General features: G+C 73.7%; 28 protein-coding genes. 16 read left to right on the top strand and 12 right to left on the bottom strand.

Features of this window, described 5'->3' with window-relative positions:
• Positions 1-16: 16 nt before the first annotated feature.
• The 7 genes from rpsP to AAD528_RS02620 all read left to right on the top strand — a co-directional run bounded on the left by rpsP (position 17) and on the right by AAD528_RS02620 (position 4364).
• Positions 17-424 carry a 30S ribosomal protein S16 gene (gene rpsP, locus AAD528_RS02650; RefSeq protein WP_345750477.1) on the top strand — a complete coding sequence of 136 codons (408 nt, stop codon included), beginning with the start codon at positions 17-19 and terminating at the stop codon, positions 422-424.
• Positions 425-426: 2 nt separating this feature from the next.
• A complete protein-coding gene (locus AAD528_RS02645; protein WP_345750476.1) occupies positions 427-657 on the top strand; it encodes an RNA-binding protein in 231 nt (76 codons plus the stop codon).
• A gap of 1 nt (position 658) precedes the next feature.
• Complete coding sequence (rimM, locus tag AAD528_RS02640) at positions 659-1270, top strand: ribosome maturation factor RimM (RefSeq protein WP_345750475.1); 612 nt, start codon at positions 659-661, stop codon at positions 1268-1270.
• A gap of 4 nt (positions 1271-1274) precedes the next feature.
• The gene (gene trmD, locus AAD528_RS02635) at positions 1275-1955 is read left to right on the top strand and encodes a tRNA (guanosine(37)-N1)-methyltransferase TrmD (RefSeq protein WP_345750474.1); all 681 of its coding nucleotides are present in this window, start codon (positions 1275-1277) and stop codon (positions 1953-1955) included.
• 491 nt (positions 1956-2446) lie between these two features.
• Positions 2447-2938: a MogA/MoaB family molybdenum cofactor biosynthesis protein gene (locus AAD528_RS02630; RefSeq protein WP_345750473.1), complete on the top strand. Its 492-nt coding sequence runs from the start codon at positions 2447-2449 to the stop codon at positions 2936-2938.
• Positions 2938-3360, top strand: a complete 423-nt coding sequence (locus AAD528_RS02625) for a molybdenum cofactor biosynthesis protein MoaE (protein WP_345750472.1) — start codon at positions 2938-2940, stop codon at positions 3358-3360. Before AAD528_RS02630 ends, AAD528_RS02625 begins: the two co-directional genes overlap by 1 nt.
• A 143-nt stretch (positions 3361-3503) precedes the next feature.
• Entirely contained in the window at positions 3504-4364 is an 861-nt protein-coding gene (locus tag AAD528_RS02620; protein WP_345750471.1) for an NAD(P)H-binding protein, read from the top strand.
• A gap of 11 nt (positions 4365-4375) precedes the next feature.
• On the opposite strand, the gene AAD528_RS02615 is transcribed toward AAD528_RS02620, so the two are convergent.
• Genes AAD528_RS02615 through AAD528_RS02595 form a run of 5 tightly spaced genes read right to left on the bottom strand, consistent with a single transcriptional unit; the run spans position 4376 to position 7722 of the window.
• Entirely contained in the window at positions 4376-4609 is a 234-nt protein-coding gene (locus AAD528_RS02615) for a MoaD/ThiS family protein (RefSeq protein ID WP_345750470.1), read from the bottom strand.
• A complete protein-coding gene (locus AAD528_RS02610) occupies positions 4606-4875 on the bottom strand; it encodes a DUF6457 domain-containing protein (RefSeq protein ID WP_345750469.1) in 270 nt (89 codons plus the stop codon). Before AAD528_RS02610 ends, AAD528_RS02615 begins: the two co-directional genes overlap by 4 nt.
• Positions 4875-5345, bottom strand: coding sequence for a cyclic pyranopterin monophosphate synthase MoaC (moaC, locus tag AAD528_RS02605; protein WP_345750468.1), 471 nt, complete (start codon positions 5343-5345; stop codon positions 4875-4877). Before moaC ends, AAD528_RS02610 begins: the two co-directional genes overlap by 1 nt.
• Positions 5342-6589 carry a molybdopterin molybdotransferase MoeA gene (locus AAD528_RS02600; protein WP_345750467.1) on the bottom strand — a complete coding sequence of 416 codons (1248 nt, stop codon included), beginning with the start codon at positions 6587-6589 and terminating at the stop codon, positions 5342-5344. The genes moaC and AAD528_RS02600 overlap by 4 nt, the downstream gene beginning before the upstream one ends.
• Positions 6586-7722, bottom strand: a complete 1137-nt coding sequence (locus AAD528_RS02595; RefSeq protein ID WP_345750466.1) for a ThiF family adenylyltransferase — start codon at positions 7720-7722, stop codon at positions 6586-6588. Before AAD528_RS02595 ends, AAD528_RS02600 begins: the two co-directional genes overlap by 4 nt.
• A gap of 97 nt (positions 7723-7819) precedes the next feature.
• Between AAD528_RS02595 and modA the strand changes: the two genes are divergently transcribed.
• The 5 genes from modA (at position 7820) to deoD (ending at position 12641) form a co-directional block, all read left to right on the top strand.
• Entirely contained in the window at positions 7820-8578 is a 759-nt protein-coding gene (gene modA, locus AAD528_RS02590) for a molybdate ABC transporter substrate-binding protein (protein ID WP_345750465.1), read from the top strand.
• 115 nt (positions 8579-8693) lie between these two features.
• Positions 8694-9512 (top strand): ABC transporter permease, encoded by an 819-nt coding sequence (locus AAD528_RS02585; RefSeq protein ID WP_345750464.1) that lies wholly within the window; start codon positions 8694-8696, stop codon positions 9510-9512.
• A complete protein-coding gene (locus AAD528_RS02580) occupies positions 9509-10687 on the top strand; it encodes a sulfate/molybdate ABC transporter ATP-binding protein (protein WP_345750463.1) in 1179 nt (392 codons plus the stop codon). Before AAD528_RS02585 ends, AAD528_RS02580 begins: the two co-directional genes overlap by 4 nt.
• Before the next feature lie 152 nt (positions 10688-10839).
• Positions 10840-11904 (top strand): GTP 3',8-cyclase MoaA, encoded by a 1065-nt coding sequence (gene moaA, locus AAD528_RS02575; RefSeq protein ID WP_375339566.1) that lies wholly within the window; start codon positions 10840-10842, stop codon positions 11902-11904.
• 26 nt (positions 11905-11930) lie between these two features.
• Positions 11931-12641 carry a purine-nucleoside phosphorylase gene (deoD, locus tag AAD528_RS02570; protein WP_345750462.1) on the top strand — a complete coding sequence of 237 codons (711 nt, stop codon included), beginning with the start codon at positions 11931-11933 and terminating at the stop codon, positions 12639-12641.
• 21 nt (positions 12642-12662) lie between these two features.
• Here the strand turns inward: deoD and AAD528_RS02565 are convergent, their stop codons facing one another.
• The 6 genes from AAD528_RS02565 to map form a co-directional block, all read right to left on the bottom strand.
• Positions 12663-13355 (bottom strand): sirohydrochlorin chelatase, encoded by a 693-nt coding sequence (locus AAD528_RS02565; protein WP_345750461.1) that lies wholly within the window; start codon positions 13353-13355, stop codon positions 12663-12665.
• Positions 13352-14503, bottom strand: coding sequence for a uroporphyrinogen-III synthase (locus tag AAD528_RS02560; protein ID WP_345750460.1), 1152 nt, complete (start codon positions 14501-14503; stop codon positions 13352-13354). The genes AAD528_RS02565 and AAD528_RS02560 overlap by 4 nt, the downstream gene beginning before the upstream one ends.
• A gap of 34 nt (positions 14504-14537) precedes the next feature.
• On the bottom strand, positions 14538-15770 hold the full coding sequence (gene cobA / locus AAD528_RS02555) for a uroporphyrinogen-III C-methyltransferase (RefSeq protein WP_345750459.1): 1233 nt from the start codon (positions 15768-15770) through the stop codon (positions 14538-14540).
• Positions 15767-16228: a nitrite reductase (NAD(P)H) small subunit gene (locus AAD528_RS02550; RefSeq protein WP_345750458.1), complete on the bottom strand. Its 462-nt coding sequence runs from the start codon at positions 16226-16228 to the stop codon at positions 15767-15769. Before AAD528_RS02550 ends, cobA begins: the two co-directional genes overlap by 4 nt.
• Entirely contained in the window at positions 16225-18795 is a 2571-nt protein-coding gene (gene nirB, locus AAD528_RS02545; RefSeq protein WP_345750457.1) for a nitrite reductase large subunit NirB, read from the bottom strand. Before nirB ends, AAD528_RS02550 begins: the two co-directional genes overlap by 4 nt.
• A gap of 103 nt (positions 18796-18898) precedes the next feature.
• Positions 18899-19672, bottom strand: coding sequence for a type I methionyl aminopeptidase (map, locus tag AAD528_RS02540; protein ID WP_345750456.1), 774 nt, complete (start codon positions 19670-19672; stop codon positions 18899-18901).
• A 97-nt stretch (positions 19673-19769) separates the two neighbouring features.
• Between map and AAD528_RS02535 the strand changes: the two genes are divergently transcribed.
• The 4 genes from AAD528_RS02535 (at position 19770) to rnhB (ending at position 22386) form a co-directional block, all read left to right on the top strand.
• The gene (locus tag AAD528_RS02535) at positions 19770-20192 is read left to right on the top strand and encodes an MFS transporter permease (protein ID WP_345750455.1); all 423 of its coding nucleotides are present in this window, start codon (positions 19770-19772) and stop codon (positions 20190-20192) included.
• Positions 20193-20419: 227 nt separating this feature from the next.
• Complete coding sequence (gene rplS / locus AAD528_RS02530; protein ID WP_345750454.1) at positions 20420-20764, top strand: 50S ribosomal protein L19; 345 nt, start codon at positions 20420-20422, stop codon at positions 20762-20764.
• A 177-nt stretch (positions 20765-20941) separates the two neighbouring features.
• Positions 20942-21727 (top strand): signal peptidase I, encoded by a 786-nt coding sequence (gene lepB / locus AAD528_RS02525; protein WP_345750453.1) that lies wholly within the window; start codon positions 20942-20944, stop codon positions 21725-21727.
• On the top strand, positions 21727-22386 hold the full coding sequence (rnhB, locus tag AAD528_RS02520) for a ribonuclease HII (protein WP_345750452.1): 660 nt from the start codon (positions 21727-21729) through the stop codon (positions 22384-22386). Before lepB ends, rnhB begins: the two co-directional genes overlap by 1 nt.
• Here the strand turns inward: rnhB and AAD528_RS02515 are convergent, their stop codons facing one another.
• Positions 22387-22713: a DUF2469 domain-containing protein gene (locus tag AAD528_RS02515; protein ID WP_345750451.1), complete on the bottom strand. Its 327-nt coding sequence runs from the start codon at positions 22711-22713 to the stop codon at positions 22387-22389.
• Positions 22714-22784: the final 71 nt, after the last annotated feature.

Genomic DNA, 22784 nt, shown 5'->3' with positions numbered 1-22784 from the left:
ACCACACAGGAGAATCGTGGCTGTCAAGATCCGTCTGAAGCGCCTGGGCAAGATCCGTGCGCCGTACTACCGCATCGTCGTGGCCGACTCGCGCACCAAGCGCGACGGCCGCGTGATCGAGGAGATCGGCAAGTACCACCCGACCGAGGAGCCCTCGTTCATCGAGGTCGACTCGGAGCGTGCGCAGTACTGGCTGTCCGTCGGCGCCCAGCCGACCGAGCAGGTGCGCGCCATCCTCAAGATCACGGGCGACTGGGGCACCTTCAAGGGTGAGAAGGGTGCCAAGAGCACCCTGAAGACCGCCGAGGAGAAGTCGGGCTACGTCGCCGACTCCTCGAAGAAGTCGGTCGTCAAGCCCAAGGTCGAGAAGAAGGCCGAGGCTCCCGCCGAGGCACCGGCCGCCGAGGCCGAGGCCGCCGAGTAATCGTGCTGGCCGCCGCGCTCGAGCACGTCGTCAAGGGGATCGTGGATCACCCGGACGATGTGCGCATCGACTCGTCCACCTCGTCTCGCGGGGATGTGCTGGAAGTGCACGTCCACGCCGACGACCGTGGCCGGGTGATCGGGCGCGGCGGCCGTACCGCGAAGGCCCTGCGCACGCTCGTCTCCGCCCTGGCGGACGGCAGGCGCGTGCGCGTCGACGTCGCGGACGACTGACGTGACCGCCGCGAAGCCCGCGAAGAACCAGCTGCGCGTCGGCCGCCTCGTCAAGGCCCACGGGCTCAAGGGCGCCCTCAAGCTCGAGCTGTACACCGACGACCCCGACGGCCGCTTCGTGCCCGGGGCCGCGTTCACGCTGCAGGTGCCCGAGCACTCGCAGTGGCACGGTGAGACCATCACCGTCCGCGAATTCCGCTGGATGAACCAGCAGCCCGTGGTCTTCTTCGAGGGCGTGGACGACCGCAACGCGGCCGACACGCTCGTGCGGGCGATCCTGTGGGTCGACGAGGACGAGGACGCCGCGGCCGAGCCCGACGCGTGGTACGACCACCAGCTGGTCGGTCTCGACGTCGTGCGCGCCTTCCCGTCGGGGGATCGCGTGGTCGTGGGCGAGGTCGCCCGCGTCGAGCACTTCCCGGCGCAGGACCTGCTGGTCGTGAAGACCGGCGAGGACGAGGTGCTCGTCCCCTTCGTCGCGGCCATCGTGCCCGAGGTCGACATCGAGGGCGGCCGCGTCGTCGTGACGCCGCCGGCCGGCCTGTTCGAGGAGCTGCCGGAGGCCGAGCCGACCGCTCCCGCCGAGGCGGAGACGCCCGAAGCCGAGGACTGATCCGATGCGGATCGACATCGTCACGATCTTCCCCGCGTTCTTCGACGTGCTGGACGTGTCGCTGATCGGCAAGGCCCGCGAGAAGGGCCTGCTCGACCTGCGCGTGCACGACCTGCGCGACTGGACCCGCGACCGTCACCGCACGGTCGACGACACCCCGTACGGCGGCGGCGCCGGCATGGTCATGAAGCCCGAGCCATGGGGCGAGGCGCTCGACGAGATCCTCGGCGAGGACGCCGTGCTCGTGATCCCGACGCCGTCCGGCGAGGTGTTCCGCCAGCCGCTCGCCCGCGAGCTCGCGCAGGAGAGCCAGCTCGTCTTCGCGTGCGGCCGGTACGAGGGCATCGACCAGCGCGTGATCGACCACTATGCGTCGCTCGGCCGCGTGCGCCTGGTGAGCATCGGCGACTACGTGCTCAACGGCGGCGAGGTCGCGTCGATGGCGATGATCGAGGCCGTGACCCGGCTCATCCCGGGCTTCATGGGCAACCCCGAGAGCCTGCTCGAGGAGTCGCACGAGGACGGCCTGCTCGAGTACCCGATCTACACCAAGCCCGCCGTCTGGCGCGGGCTCGAGGTGCCCCCGGTGCTGCTGAGCGGCAACCACGGCGCCGTCGCGGCGTGGCGGCGCGAGCAGAGCGTCGAGCGCACGCGCGAGCGCCGCCCGGACCTGCTGTCCGACTGACCTCGGACGGCCCTCCGCGCCGCGCAGGCCTCGTGGAGTGAGCCCTACTCGACCCGCTCCGCGGTGACGACGGCGTGCGTGAACTCCGGCATCGAGGCGATCGGGTCCCGGCGATCACGTTGCCCATCCCCGCCGCGACGAGCTGCCGAACGGCAGGGTCAGGATGAGCGGGAGCGTCGCGAGGCTCGGGATCCTGCACCGCGAAGCCGAGCAGCGTCGCCGGGATCAGCAGCAGCCCGGCGGACACGATCGTCCAGTTGCGCCCGCCGAACAGCCGAATCCCGGCCCGCCGATCCAGCGGACGCGCCGCAGGACGATCGACGTCGCGGGCGGGGCTGTCTCGGGGGGGGGGGGCGTCGGGGTGCTCGTGGGGGAGGTGCTCAGGGCGGTGGCCATGGCGACTCCTCGGACGGGCGGCGGGTGTCGATCCGACGCTGAGGGCTCGTCACACGCGCGGAACATGAATCGGGCGCGCTCCCTAGACTCGAGGCATGGACGATCCACGCATCCCCCTGCGCGCGGCGGTCATCACGGTCAGCGACCGGTCGGCGCGCGGCGAACGCGAGGACCTCTCCGGCCCCGAGGCGGTGGCGGCGCTGCGGGTCGGCGGCTTCGACTGCGACGACGCGGTCGTGGTGCCGGACGGCGCCGAGAGCGTCGAGCGGGCCCTGGTGGCGATGGTCGCGGCGGGCGCGACCGTGATCGTCACGACGGGCGGCACGGGGCTCGGCCCGCGCGACGAGACGCCCGAGGGCACGCGCGCGGTGCTCGACCGCGAGATCCCGGGCATCGCGGAGGAGCTGCGGCGCATCGGCACGGCCGAGAAGCCCGCCGGCATGCTGTCGCGCGGCCTCGCGGGCGTCGCGCGCGGCGCGCTCATCGTGAACCTGCCGGGCTCTCCCGCGGCGGTGCGCAGCGGCATGCCCGTGATCCTCTCGATCGCGAAGCACGCGGCCGCGCAGCTCGCGGGGGAGGACCACTGATGGTGCCGATCGCGCGGATCTCGGCGGACCCGATCCGGCTCGCCGAACACGTCGCCGCGATCGACGACGCGCGCATGGGCGCCGAGACGTCGTTCGTGGGGCGCGTGCGCGACCACGATCCGGATGCGCGGGGCGCCGTGACCGCGCTGGAGTACACCGCGCACCCCGACGCGGAGCCGGCCCTGCGCGCGATCGCGGAACGTGCGGCCGCCGCGCACGGCGCGGTCGTCGCGGTCAGCCACCGCATCGGCCGGCTCGACGTCGGCGAGCCCGCGGTCGTGATCGCCGTCGCCGCACCGCATCGCGCGGAGGCCTTCGCCGCGTGCCGCGACGTGATCGAGGACATCAAGCGCGACCTGCCGGTCTGGAAGCGGCAGCTGGAGGCCGACGGCACGGCCGAGTGGAAGGGCCTGGGCGGCTGATCCTCCGAGAGTGCGGAACTCATCGAAACCGTAAGAAGTGCCGATTCTTGCCGGGATCGCGGTTGCCCCCGCGGGCCCTCGGCGCGCATGCTCGGTAGGACAGCCGGCCCTCACGGGCGAGGGTCGACGGACGGGAGGCCACCATGTCCATCGCAGTCACGGGAGCCAGTGGACGGCTCGGTTCCTTCGTCATCGACGCCCTCGTGGAGCGCGGCGTCTCGCCGACGGATATCGTCGCGATCACCAGGACGCCCGAAGGGGTGAAGTTCCGCGACCGCGCCGTGACGGTGCGGCGGGCCGACTATGACGACCCTGCGTCGCTGGACCTCGCGTTCCGAGGAGTCGAGCGGCTCCTGATCGTTCCCGGCACGGAGGTCGGCCGGCGCGTCGTCCAGCACGAGAACGTGATCGCCGCGGCGAAGCGCGCGTGGGTCGGCTGCATCGTGTACACCAGCAGGCTCGGTGCCCAGCTGTCGGATCTGAGGATCGCGGAGGAGCACCGACAGACGGAACTCGCGCTCGTGCGATCGGGGATCCCCAGCACGATTCTCCGCAACGGCCTTCACCTCGACACGTACATGGAGCGCGCCCCGCAGCATGTCGAGCGGGGAGAGGTGGTCGGCGGCGTCGGTCGGGTCACGGCGGCACACCGGCGCGATCACGCCGAGGCCGCGGCCGCGGCGATCATGACCCCGTGGGCGGGACGTGTCTACGAGCTGGGCGGGCCCACCTTCACGCTCGCCGAGTACGCCGAGGAGCTGTCTCGCATCTCGGGCGAGCCGGTGGTGTTCCGCCGGCTCGAGGGCGACGCGCTGCGCGAGGAGCTGATCGCGAGGGGCGTGCCGGGGGCGCAGGCCGCTCACGAGGCCGAGCTGGACGCGGCCATCTCGCGCGGCGTGCTCGAGACGGACTCGGCGGAGTTCGTGCAGCTCATCGGCCACCAGCCGATGTCGCTGCGGGAGGCCCTGCGCGAGGCGCTCGCCCCGAAGGCGACCGCCGCCTGACGCCGCGCCCCTCAGCCGCCCGCGAACGGCGGCAGCACGTCGATGGTCTGCGCATCGGCGAGCGGGGCGTCGTCCTCGCGGCGTTCGCCGTCGACGAGCACGGCGCAGCGGGGCAGGATGCCGCCCAGCCCGGGGTACTCGGCCGCCAGCGCGGCGCGCAGCTCGCCCAGCGTCGCCTCGGCGCGCTGCTCCTCGGGACGGCCGGCGGCCTCCTCGGCGGCGGCGAAGTAGCGGACGCGGGTCACGACCGCCACGTCTTCGCAAGGGCGACGACGTCGGCGACGGCCTTCTCGACGTCCTCCGGGGATCCGCCCGCGCGCCCCGCCGCGAGACCGGCCAGGAACGCCGTCAGCGGTGCGGCGGGGCGCGCGACGCCGTGGGCGACGTCTCGCGCGAGATCGAGGATCAGCGCGACCGGCACCCGGTCCCGGTCCAGGCCCAGCCTCTCGGCGGCGGCGCGCGCCCAGTCGTCCAGCGCCTCCGGCGGCAGCGTGCGGTCGTTGTCGGCCATCAGTCCTCCCGGGTCCAGGATCCGCTGCGCCCGCCCGTCTTCGCGACGATCCGGGCGCTCTCGATCGCGGCGGAGCGATCCATGCCCTTGACCATGTCGACGACCGACAGCGCGGCGATCGTCACGGCCGTGAGGGCCTCCATCTCGACGCCCGTGCGGTCGGCGGTGCGGACGGTCGCCTCGATCGCGACGCCCTCGTCCTCGACGGCGAGGTCGACCGCGGCGCCGTGCACGCCGATCACGTGTGCGAGCGGCAGCAGCTCGGCGCACCTCTTGGCGCCCTGGATCCCCGCGATGCGCGCCACCGCGAGCACGTCGCCCTTCGGGACGGAGCCGTCGCGCAGCGCCGCGACCGTCTCGGCGGCAACGCGGACGAAGCCGCGCGCGGTGGCCGAGCGCACGGTCGGCTGCTTCTCGGTCACGTCGACCATGCGCGCGTGACCGGAGGAGTCGAGGTGGGTGAAACTCATGTCAACAGCATGACATCGACGAGATCGCCCTCGGCGACGGCCTCTGTCTCGGCGGGCACGACCGCATACGACTCCGCCTGGGCGAGGCCCGCGGCGAGGTGGGATCCGGATCCGCCCGGCGTCGCGGGGCGCACGGTCCAGCGCGCGGGGTCCGAGCGGTCGATCGACGCCGGCAGGTACTGGCGGCGCCCGACGGGCGTGCGCCATCCCGCCGCGGCAGGCAGCCGCAGCGTGTGACGGTGCAGGCGCGTGCGGCCCTGCATCGCGAGCAGGGCCGGGCGCACGAACGTCTCGAACGACACCGCGACGCTGACCGGGTTGCCGGGCAGGCCGAACAGCAGCGAGCCGTTCGAGAGGCGCCCGAAGGCCTGCGGCTTGCCGGGCTGCATCGCGACCTGCGTGAACGTGATCTCGCCCTGCTCCTCGGGGGAGCCCAGCACCTGCTTGACGACCTCGTATGCGCCCGCGCTGACGCCGCCCGAGGTGATGACGAGATCCGCCTCCGTGTTGTCCGCGAGCAGGGCCCGCAGCTCGTCCGGATCGTCGGACACGCACGTCGCGCGCATCAGCTCGGCGCCGGTGCCGCGCACGAGCCCCGCGAGGAGAGTGGAGTTGGACTCGGGGATCTGGCCGCGCTCGAGCTCGGCGCCCGGTTCCACGAGCTCGTCGCCCGTCGAGACGACGATGACCCGCGGCGGGCGCGCGACCGTGACGCGGTCGACCCCGGTCGCGGCGGCGGCGGCGAGCTGATGCGCCCGCAGCTCGGTGCCGGCGGCGAGCACGACGTCGCCCGACCGCAGGTCCTCGCCGCGACGCCGGATGTGCGCGCCGCCGCCGCGCGGCGCCCGTCGCACGGCGATGACGCCGAGCGAGTCGGCGAGGCCGCCCGCGGTGTCCTCGAACGGGACGATCGCGTCGGCGTCGCCGGGGACGGGCGAACCGGTCATGATGCGCGCGGCCTCGCCCGGGCCGACCGCGGGATCCCACGCGGTTCCCGCGGGCAGGTCGGCCACGACCCGCAGCTCGACCGGCGCCTCCGGCGAGGCGTCCGCCACGTCGGCGAACCGCACGGCGAAGCCGTCCATGGCGGAGTTGTCGAACACGGGCACGTCCACGCGCGCCCGCACGGGCTCGGTCAGGGTCAGCCCCGCGGCGGCGGCGAGCGACAGCGTGATCGTGCCGGTCGGCACCACGGCGGCGAGCACGTCGTCGAGGTGCTCCTCGACCGTGCGCAGCGCGCTCACGCCGTCACCCGCCGGGCGATCGGGCCCGTCCAGGCGAGCATCCCGCCCTCGACCGACGCGGCATCCAGACCGCGGGCGGTGAGCAGCCCCGCGGCCTCGACCGAGCGGACCCCGCCGCGGCACACCACCGCGATCCGGCGCGTGCCGGCGGTCTCTCGCAACCGGGCGGCTGCGCCGTCCGGATCCGCGCGGATCTGTCCCAGGGGCACGTGCAGGGCGCCCGGGATCACGCCCTCGCGCACCTCGTCGTCCTCGCGCACGTCGACCACGAGGGGAGCGCCGGAGGTCGCGAGCGCGGCCGCGAGCTCCGCCGCGCGGAAGCGCTCGGGCGCCGCCGGGGCGCGCACGGCGGGCGCGTCGCCCGGGCGCCCGCGCAGCGGCACCTCGTGCTGCCGCGCGCGCAGGCCGTCGATCACCAGGATCCGGCCGAGCAGCGGCTCGCCGATCCCTGCGATGAGCTGGATCGCCTGCGTCGCCATCAGCGCGCCGACCTGCAGGCACAGCGAGCCGAGCACGCCGACCTCGGCGCACGTCGGCACGTCCCCGGCGCTGCCGGCGGGGTAGAGGTCGGACAGGCGCACGGCCGGAGCGCCCGCGGGCGGGTCGGACCAGAACACGGTCACCTGCGCGTCGAAGGCCTGCACGGTGCCCCATACGAGCGGAATGCCGAGGCGCTCGCACGCGGCCGCGACCGCTTCTCGCGTGTCGAACGTGTCGCTGCCGTCGAGCACGACATCCGCGCCGGCGAGCAGCCGCTGGGCGTTCGCCGGCGCCAGCCGCTCGCGCACCGCGTTCACGCGCACCTCGGGGGCCAGATCCGCCGCGGCCCGCGCGGCGCTGAGGGCCTTGGGCTCGCCGACATCGCGCGTGCGGTGCATCAGCTGGCGCTGCAGGTTGGACAGCTCCACCACGTCGTCGTCGATCACCGTGAGCGTGCCGACGCCCGCCGCCGCGAGGGCCAGGACGGTCGGTGAGCCCAGCCCGCCCGCGCCCACGATCGCGACGTGGGCGGCCGCGAGCCGCCGCTGGCCGAGCTCGCCCAGCGGCGCCAGCACGTGATGGCGGGCGGTGCGCTCGCGCTCGGCCGGGGTGAGCGCGGCGACGGGGGCGACGAGCGGGGGGAGCGCGGACATGCGCACAGCCTACGGCGGCCGGTGCGCCCCGGCACGGGCCCCTTCCCGCTCATCCACGTCTGGCGCGCCCGAGGCCGGGCCGTGTCAGGATCGGTGAATGCGAGTCGTCCGCGCCACCGCCATCCCGGGAGCCGTGCTCGCCCTCGCGCTCGGCACGGGCGGATGCGCCGCCGCGGAGCCGGGCGACGGCCTCGACGGCGAGCTCACGGTGTACGCGGCCGCCTCCCTCGGGCCGGCGTTCGAGGAGATCGCCGCGGCGTTCGAGGACGCGCATCCCGGCGTGGACGTGCGCCCGCTCGTGCTGGACGGCTCGCAGGTGCTCGCGACGCAGCTGGCCGAGGGTGCCCCGGCGGACGTGTTCGCGAGCGCCGACGAGCAGACCATGGCGCGCGTGGCGGAGCTCGTGACGGATCCGGTCGTGTTCGCGACGAACACGCTCGCGATCGCCGTCCCGCCCGGCAATCCGGCGGGCATCGCCGGCCTGGCGGATCTCGCGGATCCCGGCGCGACGGTCGTCCTGTGCGCGCCCGAGGTGCCCTGCGGTGCCGCGAGCACCACGCTGCTCGCGCGCGCGGGCGTCGAGGTCGACGCCGCGAGCCTGGAGCAGAACGTCGGGGCGGTGCTGGCGAAGGTCGCCGCCGGCGAGGCGGATGCCGGGCTCGTCTACCGCACGGACATCGCGCGCGCGGACGTGGAATCGGTCGAGGCCGAGGGGGCCGGCGACGTCGTGAACCGCTATCCCGTCGCGGCGCTGCGGGATGCCCGCAACCCTGAGGCCGCCGCCTCATTCGTCGCGCTCGTGCGCGGCGCGATCGGCCAGGACATCCTCGCGGAGCACGGCTTCGGCGCTCCGTGAGGATCCGTCGGAGCAGCGCCGCAGGGGGACAGAACTGCCCGGATGCGCGCCGGGAGGTGCGGATCCGGACGGATCCGGGCCAAGATCGAGGGGTGCCGCTCCAAGGGACCCGACCTTGACCGCGCGGGAGGACCGTGACGCCTCCGCGGGCAATCTGCCGCGGATCCTCGCGCTGCCCGCGATCCTGGCGCTCGCGCTGCTGGTCGTGCCGCTCGCGGGGCTCGTCGCGCGCGCCGAGTGGGGCTCGCTGTGGGCCGACGTCACATCGCCCGAGGCGCTCAGCGCGCTCGTGCTGTCGCTCGTGACGGGCCTGATCGCGACCGCGGTCTGCCTGATCCTCGGCCTGCCCCTGGCGATCCTGATCGCGCGCTCCCGGCCGGGGCTCGCGGCGATCCTGCGCGTCCTCGTGACGGTGCCGCTCGTGCTCCCGCCGATGGTCGGCGGCGTCGCGCTGCTGTACCTGTTCGGCCGCTCGGCGCCCGTGGGCGCGTGGCTCGAGGGCTGGGGCCTCGGCCTGCCGTTCACGACGGCGGCGGTCGTGGTCGCGCAGGTGTTCGTCGCGCTGCCGTTCCTCGTCCTGGCGGTGGAGGGCTCGGTGCGCTCCGTGGGCGTGGAGTACGAGCGCACCGCCGCGTCGCTCGGCGCCGGGCGCTGGGCCACGCTGTGGCGCATCACGCTGCCGCTCGCGGCTCCCGGCCTCGTCGCGGGACTCGTGCTGTGCTTCGCCCGCGCGATCGGCGAGTTCGGCGCGACCGCGCTGTTCGCCGGCAACAACCCGGGCGTGACGCAGACCATGCCGCTCGCGATCTACACCGCCTTCAACGGATCCGGCGTGGGACAGGGGCCGGCCGTCGCGCTGTCGCTGCTGCTGCTCGTGACCGCGATCGCCGTGCTGTTGCTCGTGCGCGCCTGGCGTCCCGGGAGCGTGCGATGAGCGGCGGGCGGGCGGCCCTGCGGGCGCCGCGGCGCCGCGCCGAGGCGGCCGAGACCCCGCTGCCGCAGGGCGTCGCGCTCGCGGCCGACCTCGCCGTGCAGCGCGGCGCCTTCCGGCTCGAGACGAAGCTCAGCGTGCCGCAGGGCGAGGTCACCGCGATCATGGGCCCGAGCGGCGCGGGCAAGTCGACGCTGCTCGCGGCGATCGCCGGCGGAGTGCGCCTGACCTCGGGCCGGATCCAGCTCGCCGATGGCGCCGTGATCACGCGGCGCCGTCATCTGCCCGCCGCCAGGCGCGGCGTCGTGATGCTCGGCCAGGACGCGCGCCTGTTCCCGCACCTGTCGGTGCGCGACAACGTGGCCTTCGGGCTCGTGGTGCGCGGGCTCGCTCGGGACCGCGCGCGGCAGGTCGCGGACGAGTGGCTGTGGCGCGTGGGCCTGTCGGGCTCCGGCCCGCACCGCGCGCGCGAGCTCTCCGGCGGCCAGCAGCAGCGCGTCGCGCTCGCGCGGGCCCTCGCGGTGTCGCCGCGACTGCTGCTGCTGGACGAGCCGCTCACGGGCCTCGACGCCGAGACCGCCGCCGACACCCGCGCCGTGCTGCACGAGCAGCTCTCGTCCACCCGCACCACGACGCTGGTCGTGACGCACGACGCGTTCGACGCCGCGGCCCTCGCCCGGCAGGTGGTCGTGATCGAGGGCGGCCGTGTGATGCAGCGCGGCCCCGTGCGCCAGGTGCTGGAGGCGCCCGCCACGAGGTTCGTCGCGGCGGTCGCCGGGCTCAACCGCGTGCGGGGGACCGCGGACGGCGGGGTGTGGACCGCCCCCGGCGTCGACGGCGACGTGCGGATCGCGGGGGAGACCCCGGCGACGGAGGCGGATCGCGCCCCGCTGGTGGCCGTTTTCCGTCCGGCCGACGTGCGCCTGAGCCGCGCGGGGGAGACCACGTGGACCGGTGCCCTGCGCGTCGCGCGGGACGAGCCCCATCCGATCGGCGAGTGGCTCGGCCGCGTCGTGCGGCTCGAGCCGACGCCCGGCGGAGCGCGCGTGCACACCACGAAGCCCGACGTGGTGGTGGAGGTGCCCGCGGCGCAGCTCGCGGCGCTCGCCCTCGCCCCCGGCGACCCCGTGCGCCTCGCGCTCGACGGCGCCGACGTGCGGCTGATGCCCGACCCCTGAGCCCGAGAACACGTGCTCTCAGCGACGACACGTCGTTTTCGCGCGAAAAGGGCGTGTCCTCGTGCAGAGCACGTGTTGTGAAGGGTGGGCCGGTGCGGCCCCGGGACGTGGTCGCGCCCGTAGGCTGGGCGGATGATGCAGGGGCGCGAGTCGTGACCGCGGTGCCGGTCGCGCTCGGCGTGCGCCCGCCCGCGGCGCGCGTCGCGGACGGCGTCGGCGGTCCGCTCGTCGACACGTTCGGGAGGATCCACCGCGATCTGCGCGTCTCGCTGACCGACCGCTGCTCGCTGCGCTGCACCTACTGCATGCCGGAGCAGGGCAACGAGTGGCTCGCGCGGACGAGCATCCTGACGCTCGACGAGATCGAGCGCGTGGCGCGCGTGGCCGCGGCCGCGGGCATCACGACGTTCCGGCTCACGGGCGGCGAGCCGCTGCTGCGCACGGACATCGTCGACGTCGTGCGCCGGCTGGCGCGGATCGAAGGGCCGGACGGCCCGGTGCAGATCGCGATGACGACCAACGGCATCCGGCTGCGCGAGCTCCTCCCGGGATTGATCGACGCCGGCCTGAGCCGCCTGAACATCTCGATCGACACGCTGCGGCGCGACCGGTTCCGCGACCTCACGCGGCGCGACCGCCTCGACGACGTGCTCGACGGGATCGCCGCGGCGGCCGAGTCGGCACTGACGCCCCTGAAGCTCAACACCGTCGCGATGCGGGACGTGAACGAGGACGAGCTGATCGAGCTCGTGGAGTTCGCCGTCGCGCACGACGCCCAGTTGCGCTTCATCGAGCAGATGCCGCTCGATGCGGGACACACGTGGTCGCGCGAGCGCATGGTGACGCGCGAGGAGATCCTCGCCGCGCTCTCCGAGCGCTGGCGCCTCACGCCCGTGCCCGGCCGCGGCGGCGCGCCCGCCGAGACCTGGGTGCTGGACGAGGGGCCGCACCGTGTGGGGGTGATCGCGTCGGTCACCGCGCCGTTCTGCGGCGACTGCGACCGCCTGCGCCTGACCGCCGACGGCCAGCTGCGCAACTGCCTCTTCTCGACCACCGAGTTCGACCTGCTGCCGATCCTGCGCGGCGGCTCGGATGATCCGGATCGCGAACTCGACGCCATGATGCGCGGGTGCATCCTGCGAAAGCTCCCCGGCCACGCGATCGACGACCCGTCGTTCCTCCAGCCGGAACGCGGCATGAACGCCATCGGAGGCTGAACGCGCCGCGACCATAGGCTGGGCGCATGAGCACGCACATCGCCGCCGAGCCCGGTCAGATCGCGGCCACCGTCCTGTTCCCCGGCGACCCGCTGCGCGCGAAGTGGATCGCCGAGAACTTCCTCGACGACGCCGAGCTGTACTCCGAGACCCGCGGCATGCTCGGCTTCACCGGCACCTGGCAGGGGCACCGGATCTCCGTGCAGGGCTCCGGCATGGGGCAGCCCTCGATGGCGATCTACGCCAACGAGCTCTTCGATTCGTACGACGTCCAGACCGTCGTCCGGGTCGGATCCTGCGGCGCCCTCACCGACCGCATCGGGCTGCGTGACATCATCATCGCCAACGGCGCGTGCACGGATTCCGGCATCAACCGCGTGCGCTTCCATGGCCAGGACTACGCCCCGGTCGCCGACTTCTCACTGCTGCGCGCAGCCGTCGAGGCGAGCGAGCGGATGACGCTGGACAGCGCGGTCCACGTCGGTCTCCTCTTCTCGAGCGACCAGTTCTACAGCACCCGCCCGGAGCTCACCGAGCCCTTCGTGGACCACGGTGCCCTCGCGGTCGAGATGGAGACCAGCGGGCTCTACACTCTCGCCGCCTACCGCCGGCGCCGGGCGCTGAGCATCTGCACCGTCTCCGACCACCTCGTCACGCACGAGGAGACGACGGCGCTCGAACGCGAGCAGACCTTCGGCGACATGATCGAGCTCGCGCTGCGGGCGGCGACGGCGTAGCGCCGCGCACGTGCCGGCGGATCAGCGCGGGGCGAGGGTCGCGACCGCGGCGACGCCCGCGCGGTAGCGGGCGGCGATGATCTCGGCGATGCGCTCATCCGCTCCCAGCGGCGCGGTGGTGATGTCCGCACCGGCCGCGGCGACCTCGTTCGCGAAGAAGCCCGGCGCCAGGACATAGCTCGCCGCGATCACGCGTTCGGCGCCCGCGGCGCGCGCCGCCTCGACCGCGACGGCGATGCGCGGATCGGCGCCGGCCGCGTAGCCGACGGTCACGGGCTGCCGGATCAGCGCGGCGAGCAGGTCGCGCATCCGCCGCACGTGCACCGCGGCCTCGGGCCGGGAGGAACCCGCCGCGGCCAGCACGACGTGGTCGCCGTCGCGCAGGCCGATCTCCTCCAGCCGGGTCAGCAGCGTCTCGGCGAGCAGCGGATGCGGGCCGAGAGGCTCGGTCGCCACGACGTCCTCGCGGGTGCGGGCGGCGCGCGCGATGTCGATCCCGGTGTGGAAGCCGGCCGAGAGCAGCAGCGGCACGATCACGGCGGGCCCCTCGACGGCCGCCACGACGTCGTCGATGGAGGGATCCTGCACGTCCACGAAGGCCTCGGCGATCGCGACGCCGGGCAGCAGCTCCGCCGCCCGCGCGATGAGCGCGTGGATCGCGGCGCGCCCCTCCGCGAAGCGGGTGCCGTGCGAGCAGGCGATCAGCGTCGTCATGCCGGATCCTCCACGTTCAGGCGGTAGCCGCGCTTGACCACCGTCTTGATCACGTCCGCGCCGCCCAGCGACTCCCGCAGGCGCGCGATGGCCATCTCGACCGCGTGGGGGCTCTGGCCCGAGCGCGGCAGCACGCGCTGGAGCTCCGCGCGCGAGACCACGCCGCCGCCGGCCTGGAACAGAGCCGCCAGCACGTCGGCGCCCGTGGGCGAGAGCGGGATGAAGCGGCCGTCCAGCACGGTCCCGGCGCTGCGCAGCTCGAGCCGGCCCGCGGACGTCGCCCGGGCCGGCGCATGGCCGCCGCCGAAGTACGTCACGACGGCGCGGACGAGCGAGCCCAGCCGGCCGCGCTCGGCGATCAGGGTCTCGATGCCCGCCTCGACCAGCGGCTCGGCGGTCACGGGCCCCACCGCGGTCATCAGCAGGCGCCGCTGCACGGCCCGGGCGCGGATGGCGTCCAGCGCGTCCGCGCGGCCGGCCTCGGCGAGCCACCCGGCCGCGCCCGGGGCGGACGTGAACAGCACGGCGTCGTACTCGCCGCGCGCGGCGGCGAGCACGGAGCGGCGCACGACGGCCGGGTCGGGCGGAGGACCCCAGCGGTACACCGTGAGGCTCACGACGTCGGCGCCGTGGGAGGCGAACAGCTCGTCGAGCCCGTCGGCCCCCGAGCCGTGGTGCTGCACGGCGATCCGCTTGCCCGCCACGCCTTCCGCCACGAGGTACGCGCCGAGCTCCGCGGCCGTCTCCGACTCGGCGACCCAGTCGGCCGTCAGCCCCGCCTGCTGGATCGCGCCGCGCGCCTTCGGCCCCCGCGCGACGATCTGCGCGCACCGGAAGGCGTCCGCGAGGTCGTCGGCCAGCCCGGCCTCGTCCGCGGCCTCCATCCAGCCCCGGAACCCGACCCCCGTGGTCGCCACGACGATGTCGGGCGGGGCGTCGATCAGCTCGCGCGTGCGGGAGATCAGCGTCGCGTCGTCGATGTGCGACTCGATCGTGAGCGCGGCCGCCTGCTGCACGACGGCGCCGTGACGCTCGAGGGCGGCGGTCAGCTCGCTCGAGCGGCGGTCGACGGCGATCAGGATGGCGCATCCGGCGAGCGCGGAGGAGAGCAGGCGCGGTGCGGGGTCGGTGTCGGGCGCGTGGGTCATGGCTTCCGATGCGTGCGGGTGCGTGAAGGACGGCTCAGCGCGCGTGCGCGCGCTCGGCGGCAGGCGCGGGCAGCAGCAGGTCGGGACGGGCCACCTCGCCGATCACGATCACGGCGGGGTTGCGCACCCCCGCGGCGCGCGCGTCGGCCACGGCCGCGCCCAGGGTCGTGCGGGTCGTGCGCTGCTGTGGCGTGTGGCCGCTCTCGACGATCGCGACCGGCCGGGAGAGCGGCGCCCCGGCGGCGAGCGCGCCTTCGGCGATCCGCTCGAGTGCCGCCACGCCCATCAGCACCACGGTCGTCACGGCGTCGTCCGCGAGCGCGGCGAGCGTGCCTGCCGTGAGCTCGCCCTGGCCGTTCACGACGTGCATCGCCCCCGACACGCCGCGGTGGGTGACGGGGATGCCGGCGGCCTGCGGCACGGCGACGGCGGAGGACGGCGCGGGCACGACCTCGACCGGCACGCCGGCCTCGAGACACGCCGCGACCTCCTCGCCGCCGCGCCCGAACACGAACGGGTCGCCGCCCTTGAGCCGCACCACGCGGTGCCCGGCCCGCGCGCGCGCCACGATCATGGCGTTGATCTCGTCCTGCGGCACGGGGTGGTGGCCCGGGCGCTTGCCGACGTCGATCACCTCGACCTCGGGATCCAGCTCGGTCAGCACGTCGACGGGTCCCAGGCGGTCGGCGATCACGACGTCGGCCTCCGCGAGCAGGCGCCGTGCCCGCACGGTCATCAGGTCGACGGGACCCGGGCCGCCGCCCACGAGGGCGACGCGGCCTCGGGCGCTCGCGCGCACCCGGCGCACGGGCAGGGCGCCGCGCTCGAGCAGCGACGCGATCGCGTCGCGCACGCGTGCCGCGCGGCGCGGATCGACCCCCGCGTCCGAGGCCACGGCCACGATCACGTCGCCCGAGCGCGTCTCGGCGGTCAGGCGGGCCGAGCCGTGCGCGCCGTCGGATGCGTTCACGCAGAACGTCCGGGAGCGCTCGCACCAGGCCGCGACGTCGGCGTCCACCCGGGCGCTGCCGGTGGCGGTGTGCACGAACCAGGCGTCGGCGACGTCGGCCTCGCGCACCTCGCGGGCGGTCCAGGCGATCCCGTGGCTCTCCACGATCTCCGCCGTCTCGGCGGACAGCGCGGGCGCGACGATCCGGATCCGGGCGCCCTCCTCGAGCAGCCGGGGCAGGCGGCGCGCGGCGACCGATCCGCCCCCCGCGAACAGCACGTCGCGTCCGGCGAGCGACACCCCCAGCATGGTGGTCATCGCGGCTCCTCCCACTTCACCAGGACCTCGCCGTCGCGCACCGCGACCGGCCAGACGGGGATGTCGCGCGCATCCCTGCCCTGGGTCTCCACCACCATCCCGGTGCGGAGGTCCCACGCCTGCTTGTGCAAAGGGGAGGCGATCGTGGGCACGTCCTCGCGCGTCTCGTCCTGAGGCGAGTGTGGCAGGGCCGTGTTTCCGGACGGTTGTGGCGTGTTTCCGAGTGATTTCGTCCCGACGATCCCCCGCGAGAGCACGTGCGCGCCGCCGTAGGGATCGTAGTTCGACACGGCGCGCACGGTGCCGTCGGCCAGCAGGAACAGCGCGATCTGGGTGGCGCCGCCGAGCAGCGCGGCCCGCCCGCGCTCGACCTCGAGGTCGCTCACGCGGCACACCCGCACCCACCCGCGCGCGGCGTCGCCCGCCCGGGCCTCGGTGGGCTGCTCGAGCGTGGTCATCGGCGCACCTCCAGCGTGGTTCCGGCGATCAGGACGGATCCCGCCGCGCGCTCCTCGGCGGACGCGGGGCGCACCTGGCCGCGCTCCGGCACGTACGCGAGCGACGGATCCGGCGTGTCGGGCGCGTTCACGAACGACGCGAAGCGCTTCAGCTTCTCCGGGTCGCGCAGCGTGGCGGCCCACTCGTCCTCGTAGTTCGCGATGTGGCGGGCCATCTGCGCGTCGAGGTCGGCGCAGATCCCGAGGCTGTCCTCGAAGATGACGCGGCGGAGCTCCTCGATGCCGCCCTCGAGCTCCTGGAACCACGGCGCGGTGCGCTGCAGGCGGTCGGCCGTGCGGATGTAGTACATGAAGAACCGGTCGATCGCCGTGAGCAGCGCGTCGTCGGACAGGCCCTCGGCCAGCAGCTCGGCGTGGCGGGGCGTGAAGCCGCCGTTGCCGCCGACGTACATGTTCCAGCCGTTCTCGGTCGCGATGACGCCGACGTCCTTGCCTCGTGCCTCGGCGCACTCGCGGGCGCAGCCCGAGACACCGAGCTTGAACTTGTGCGGGGCGCGCAGACCCCGGTACCGCAGCTCGAGCCGCACCGCCATGCCGACCGAGTCGAGCACACCGTAGCGACACCACGTCGACCCGACGCAGGACTTCACGGTGCGCAGCGACTTGCCGTAGGCATGGCCCGACTCGAAGCCCGCGTCCACCAGGCGCCGCCAGATGAGGGGCAGCTGCTCGAGGCGCGCGCCGAACATGTCGACGCGCTGGCCGCCCGTGATCTTCGTGTAGAGCCCGAAGTCCTTCGCGATCTGGCCGACCGCGATCAGGCCCTCGGGCGTCACCTCGCCGCCGGGCATCCGAGGGACGACCGAGTACGAGCCGTCCTTCTGCAGGTTCGCCATCACGTGGTCGTTCGTGTCCTGCAGGGTCGCGTTCTCGCCGTCGAGCACGTGGGATCCGACGAGCCCCGACAGGATGCTCGCGATCGCCGGCTTGCAGACGTCGCAGCCGCGGCCGCGGCCGAAGCGCTCGATGATCGCGCTGAACGTCGTCAGCTCGGACACTCGGATGGCGTCGAACAGCTGTCGCCGCGACAGGTCGAAGTGCTCGCACATCGCGTTGCTGACGGTCTGGCCGAGGGCCGCGAGCTCCTTGCCGACGATCTTCTTGACCATCGTGAAGCAGGATCCGCAGGTCGCGCCCGCCTTCGTGCACGCCTTCACGGCGGTCGCGTCGGCGCAGCCGTCCTCGTGCACCGCGCCGCGGATCCGCCCCGCCGTCACCGATGAGCACGAGCACACGATCGCGTCGTCCGGCAGGTCGCCGGCGGGTGCCTCGACGCCGCCCTCGGGCATGAGGTAGGCGGCGGGATCCGCGCCGAGCGCGCTGCCGACCAGCGGCCGCAGCGAGCCGTACGCCGAGGCATCGCCGACGAGGATGCCGCCCAGCAGCGTCCTGGCATCGTCCGACAGCACGAGCTTCTTGTAGACGCCCGACACGGGGTCGGCGTAGACCACGTCGAGCGCGCCCGGGGTGGTCGCGAACGCGTCGCCGAAGCTCGCGACGTCCACGCCCGACAGCTTGAGCTTGGTCGCGTCGTCGTAGCCGGGGAACACGGCGCCGCCGCCGAGCAGCCGGTCCGCCGCGACCTCGGCCATGGCGTAGCCGGGCGCGACCAGGCCGACCGTGCGGCCCTCGTAGGCGGCGACCTCGCCGATCGCCAGGATCGCCGGATCGCTCGTCGCGCAGCCCGCGTCGATCGCGACGCCGCCGAGCGGGCCGATCTCGAGGCCCGCGTCGCGGGCGAGCTCGTCGCGCGGGCGCACGCCCACCGTGAACACCACGACGTCGGTGCGCTCGTACGAGCCGTCGCGGAACTCCAGGCCGGTGACGTGGCCCGAGTGATCCTGATCCAGGCGGGTCGTGCGGCTCTCCGCGCGCACGGCGATGCCGCGGCTCTCGATCAGGCGACGCAGCGTCGAGCCGCCCGCGAGATCGAGCTGCGCGGACATCAGGCGGTCGGAGGACTGCACGACCGTCGCGTCGACCCCGAGGCCCTGCAGCGCGCCCGCGGCCTCGAGGCCCAGCAGGCCGCCGCCGATCACGGTGCCGGCGAGCGGTCGGCCGAGCTGCGCCGAGCGGGCCGTCACGAACGCGCGCAGCGCCGCGACGTCGTCGAGCGTGCGGTACACGAACGTGCCCGGAAGCTCGGCGCCGTCCACGCCGGGGCGTGCGGCGTACGATCCGGTGGCGAGCACGAGAGCGTCGTACGCGACCTCGCGGCGCGAGCGCGTGACGACCATCCGGGCGGCTCGGTCGATCCGGATCGCGGGATCGCCGGCGGCGAACGAGACGCGCTCGTCGTCCAGGGGGTCGAGCGTGAGGTCGTCGGCGGAAGAGCCGGCGAAGAAGCCCGTGAGGCCCACGCGGTCGTACGGCGGCCGACCCTCCTCGCCGATGAGGGTCACGCGGACATCGCCGGCCCGGCTGAGCAGGCTCTCGACGAAGCGGTGCGCCACCATGCCGGCGCCGACGACGGCGATGCGGCGGGGTGCGGAGGTCGAGGCGGTCATGTGCCCACGCTAGGAACCGCGTGTTTCGCGCCCCCGCGGCGTTCGGTTACCCCGAGCGAACGATTCCCTCACGTCCCGCGCGGCGGGGATGTGAGGTCCGGCGTCAGAGGCCGGTGCGGTCGGTCAGGACGATCGGGCCGTCCTCGGTGATCGCGATGGTGTGCTCGGAGTGCGCGCCGCGCGAGCCGTCCGCGCTGCGCAGCGTCCAGCCGTCCGGGTCCGTGATGAGCTCGTCCGTCGTCTGCAGGAACCACGGCTCGATCGCGATGACCAGGCCCGGCTTGAGCGGGTAGCCGCGCCCCGGGCGGCCGTTGTTGGCGATGTGCGGGTCGCCGTGCATCTCGCGGCCCACGCCGTGGCCCCCGAAGTCGGTGTTGATGCTGAGCCCCTCGGCATGGGCGACCGCCGCGATCGCCGCGGAGATGTCGCCCGTGCGGCTGCCGGCCCGGGCCGCCGCGATCGCCGCGTCGAGCGCTCGCTCGGTCGTGTCGATGAGAGCCAGGTCCTCGTCGCGGGGCGTCCCGACGACGAACGACACCGCGGAGTCGGCGACCCAGCCGTTCAGCGACACGGCGAAGTCGAGCGTGACGAGGTCGCCGTCGCGGAGGTCGTAGTCGTGCGGAAGCCCGTGCAGGACCGCGTCGTTCACGGACGTGCAGATGACCTTGCCGAACGGGCTGGCGCCGAACGACGGGTGGTAGTCGATGTAGCACGATTCCGCGCCCGCCTTGCGGATCAGCTCGTGCGCGCGACGGTCGATCGCCAGCAGGTTCGTACCGACCTTCGTGTCGGCGCGGAGGCTCGCGAGGGTCTCCGCGACGAACCGGCCGACGGGCCGCATCTGCTCGATCTCGGCCGGAGTGCGCAGTTCGATCATGAGGGTCCTCTCGCTCGAGAACCATTGTCGCCGATAGGCGGCTGTGCCTTCCCTATGCGAGGGCCGGTTCGCGCCGGGTGCGATCTACCATCGCGGTATGGCGCTCCGACGCATCTTCTCCCGCTGGCTCTGGCCGGCCGCCTTCGTGCTGCCCCTGTGGCTGCTGATCGGCTGGGGGATCTCCGACGCCGGCGGATGGGCGTTCCTCTGGGTCCTGTTCGTCGCGCTGCCGTCGGTGTTCGTCGCGCAGGCCGGATTCACGCTGCTGAACCGCGCGCGTCCGTCCGTGCGGCGCACGGGCATGGTGTCGTGGCTCGACGTCGCGGGATTCGGCGTGTGGCACGTGCTGACGATCGTCGTCGGCCTGTTCAGCGAGGCCTGGTTCGGGCTGAGCCTGACGCTCGCGATCCTCGCCGCCGTCGGCGTGCTGTGGCTGCAGATCCGGCAGCTGTGGCGCGAGGCCGCGCTGACCCGCCCGGCCCCGCCGACCGGCGTCATCGTCATCGACGAACGGCGCTGACGATCCTCGTACGACGGCGGCGCCGTGGGACGAGCGAAGCGAGTGTGCCCCGGGCGGAAAACATGCCATAATGGATCCTTGTGCCGTGGCCGGTGCAGCCGTCGCTGCGCTCGCTTCGCCGCTCTGCTGCAGGGGAGCCGAGGGCCTTCAGGCCTCACAGCACAACACCCACCTCGCTCTTGAACTCAACGCGGTCGGCCTGTGGCGGCCGCAGGAAGTGATCCGACATGCAAATCCTCGACGTCGTCGACGCGGCCTCGCTCCGCTCCGACATCCCCGCCTTCGCCCCCGGCGACACCGTCAAGGTGCACGTGAACATCATCGAGGGCAACCGCTCGCGCATCCAGGTGTTCCAGGGCGCCGTCATCGCGCGTCAGGGCGGCGGCGTGCGCGAGACCTTCACGGTCCGCAAGATCAGCTTCCAGGTCGGCGTGGAGCGCACCTTCCCGGTGCACTCGCCGGTCATCGACCACATCGAGGTCGTGACCCGCGGTGACGTGCGCCGCGCCAAGCTCTACTACCTCCGCAACCTCCGCGGCAAGAAGGCGAAGATCAAGGAGAAGCGCGGCTGAGCCGGCGCCTCATCGACGGAACCCCGCGACCACTCCGGTCGCGGGGTTCCGTCGTTTCTCGATGAGGGCGCGATCCGGATCCGTCCGATCGTCGGCACGCCGTACGTTCCCGACATCCGGATATGCGACCCTGGATGGAGCGCCCCGCGAGCGGCGCGCGAGCAGTCGAAGGAACCCATGAGCAGCGATCCTCCCGCGTCCGCGGCACCCCTTTCCCGCCGCGACCGGCGCGAGGCGGAAGCCGTCCCCGAGACCCGCGGACGCACGCGCGGCTGGCTGAGCTTCCTGCGCGACGTGCTCGTGATCGTGGTCATCGCGGTGCTCGTCTCGTTCCTCGTCAAGACCTTCGTGGTGCGGTCGTTCTTCATCCCGTCGGCGTCCATGGAGGACACGCTCATCATCGACGACCGGATCCTGGTCGACGAGCTAACTCCGCACTGGGCCGGGTACTCGCGGGGCGACGTCGTGGTGTTCCGCGACCCGGGCGGCTGGCTGCCGCCCGCGCCCGAGGTCGAGCACACGCCCTTCGAGGCGGGCGTCGACTGGGTCCTGAGCCTCGTGGGGCTGTCGGCCTCCGACTCGGACGACCACCTCGTGAAGCGGATCATCGGACTGCCGGGCGACCACGTGGTGTGCTGCAACGCGCTCGGGCAGATGTCGATCAACGGCGTTCCCGTCGACGAGCTCGACTACCTGAAGCTGCCGACCGGCGATCGCCAGGCCTCGAACGACGCGTTCGACGTCACGGTGCCGGAGGGCGCGCTGTGGGTCATGGGCGACAATCGCGACAAGTCACAGGACTCCCGATACAACACCGACCAGCCGGGGGAGGGCTTCGTCCCCCAGGGCAACGTGGTGGGCAGGGTGTTCCTGCGGACGTGGCCGTTCGACCGGTTCGGCGGCATCGACGCGCGGCACGAGGTGTTCGCCGGCGTCCCGGATCCCGAGGGCGAGCAGGGCTGATGGCCGTCGCCGTGCCCACCCTGTCGCTCGAGCGGCGGCTGCTGCGCGAGACGCCGCTCGTGTTCGCGTGCGACGAGGTCGGACGCGGCGCGCTCGCGGGCCCGGTCGCCGTGGGCGCATCGGTCGTCGACGCGCGGTCGGCGCGGCGCCGGGTCCCGGTCGGGCTCCGCGACTCGAAGCTCGTCCCCGAGCCTCGGCGTGCCGAGGTCGCCGAGCGCGCGTCCGAGTGGGTGCTGGCGAGCGCCATCGGCTGGGCGGAGGCGGAGGAGATCGACGAGGTCGGCATCATCCGGGCGCTCGGGCTGGCGGCCGTGCGGGCGCTGGCGGCGCTCGAGGAGCTCGGCTTCGCGCCGGCCACGGGCGTCGTCCTGCTGGACGGCAACCACGACTATATCAACCCGGTCGCGGCCTCGCGCCTGGCGGTGCGCCCCGTGATCAAGGCGGATCGCGACTGCGCGTCGGCGTCCGCCGCGTCGGTGATCGCGAAGGTCGCGCGCGACGCGCGCATGGTCGCGCTGCACGACGACCACCCGGCCTACGAGTGGCAGAGCAACAAGGGCTACGCGAGCGCGGTGCACCGCGCGGCGATCCGCGAGGTCGGGCTCAGCGCCCACCACCGGCGTTCGTGGGCGATCGCCGACGCGCCGACGCTGTTCTGACTACTTGCCGTCGAGCGACAGCTCGTCGGGCAGCTGGAAGTCGCGCCGGGTGAGCTCCTCGATGTTGACGTCCTTGAACGTCAGCACGCGCACCGACTTCACGAAGCGGTCGGCGCGGTAGATGTCCCAGACCCAGACGTCCGTCATCGTCAGCTCGAAGTAGAAGTCGTGCTCGGTGTCGTGACGCACGACGCTGACGTCGTTGGCGAGGTAGAACCGTCGCTCCGTCTCGATCACGTACTGGAACTGCGAGACGACGTCTCGGTACTCCCGGTAGAGAGCGAGCTCGAGCTCGCGGTCGTAGTCGTCGAAGACCTCGTCATCCATGGTGCGTCCATCCTATGACGGGCCCGAGGCACCGATCTGTCGTCCACAGGTCGCGACCGGTCCGCCTTGTT

The organism is Microbacterium rhizophilum (assembly GCF_039605615.1).
In the GTDB taxonomy this organism is placed as follows: domain Bacteria; phylum Actinomycetota; class Actinomycetes; order Actinomycetales; family Microbacteriaceae; genus Microbacterium; species Microbacterium rhizophilus.
Note: the sequence above shows the minus strand (reverse complement) of the source record. Positions and strands in the feature narration are given on the sequence as shown.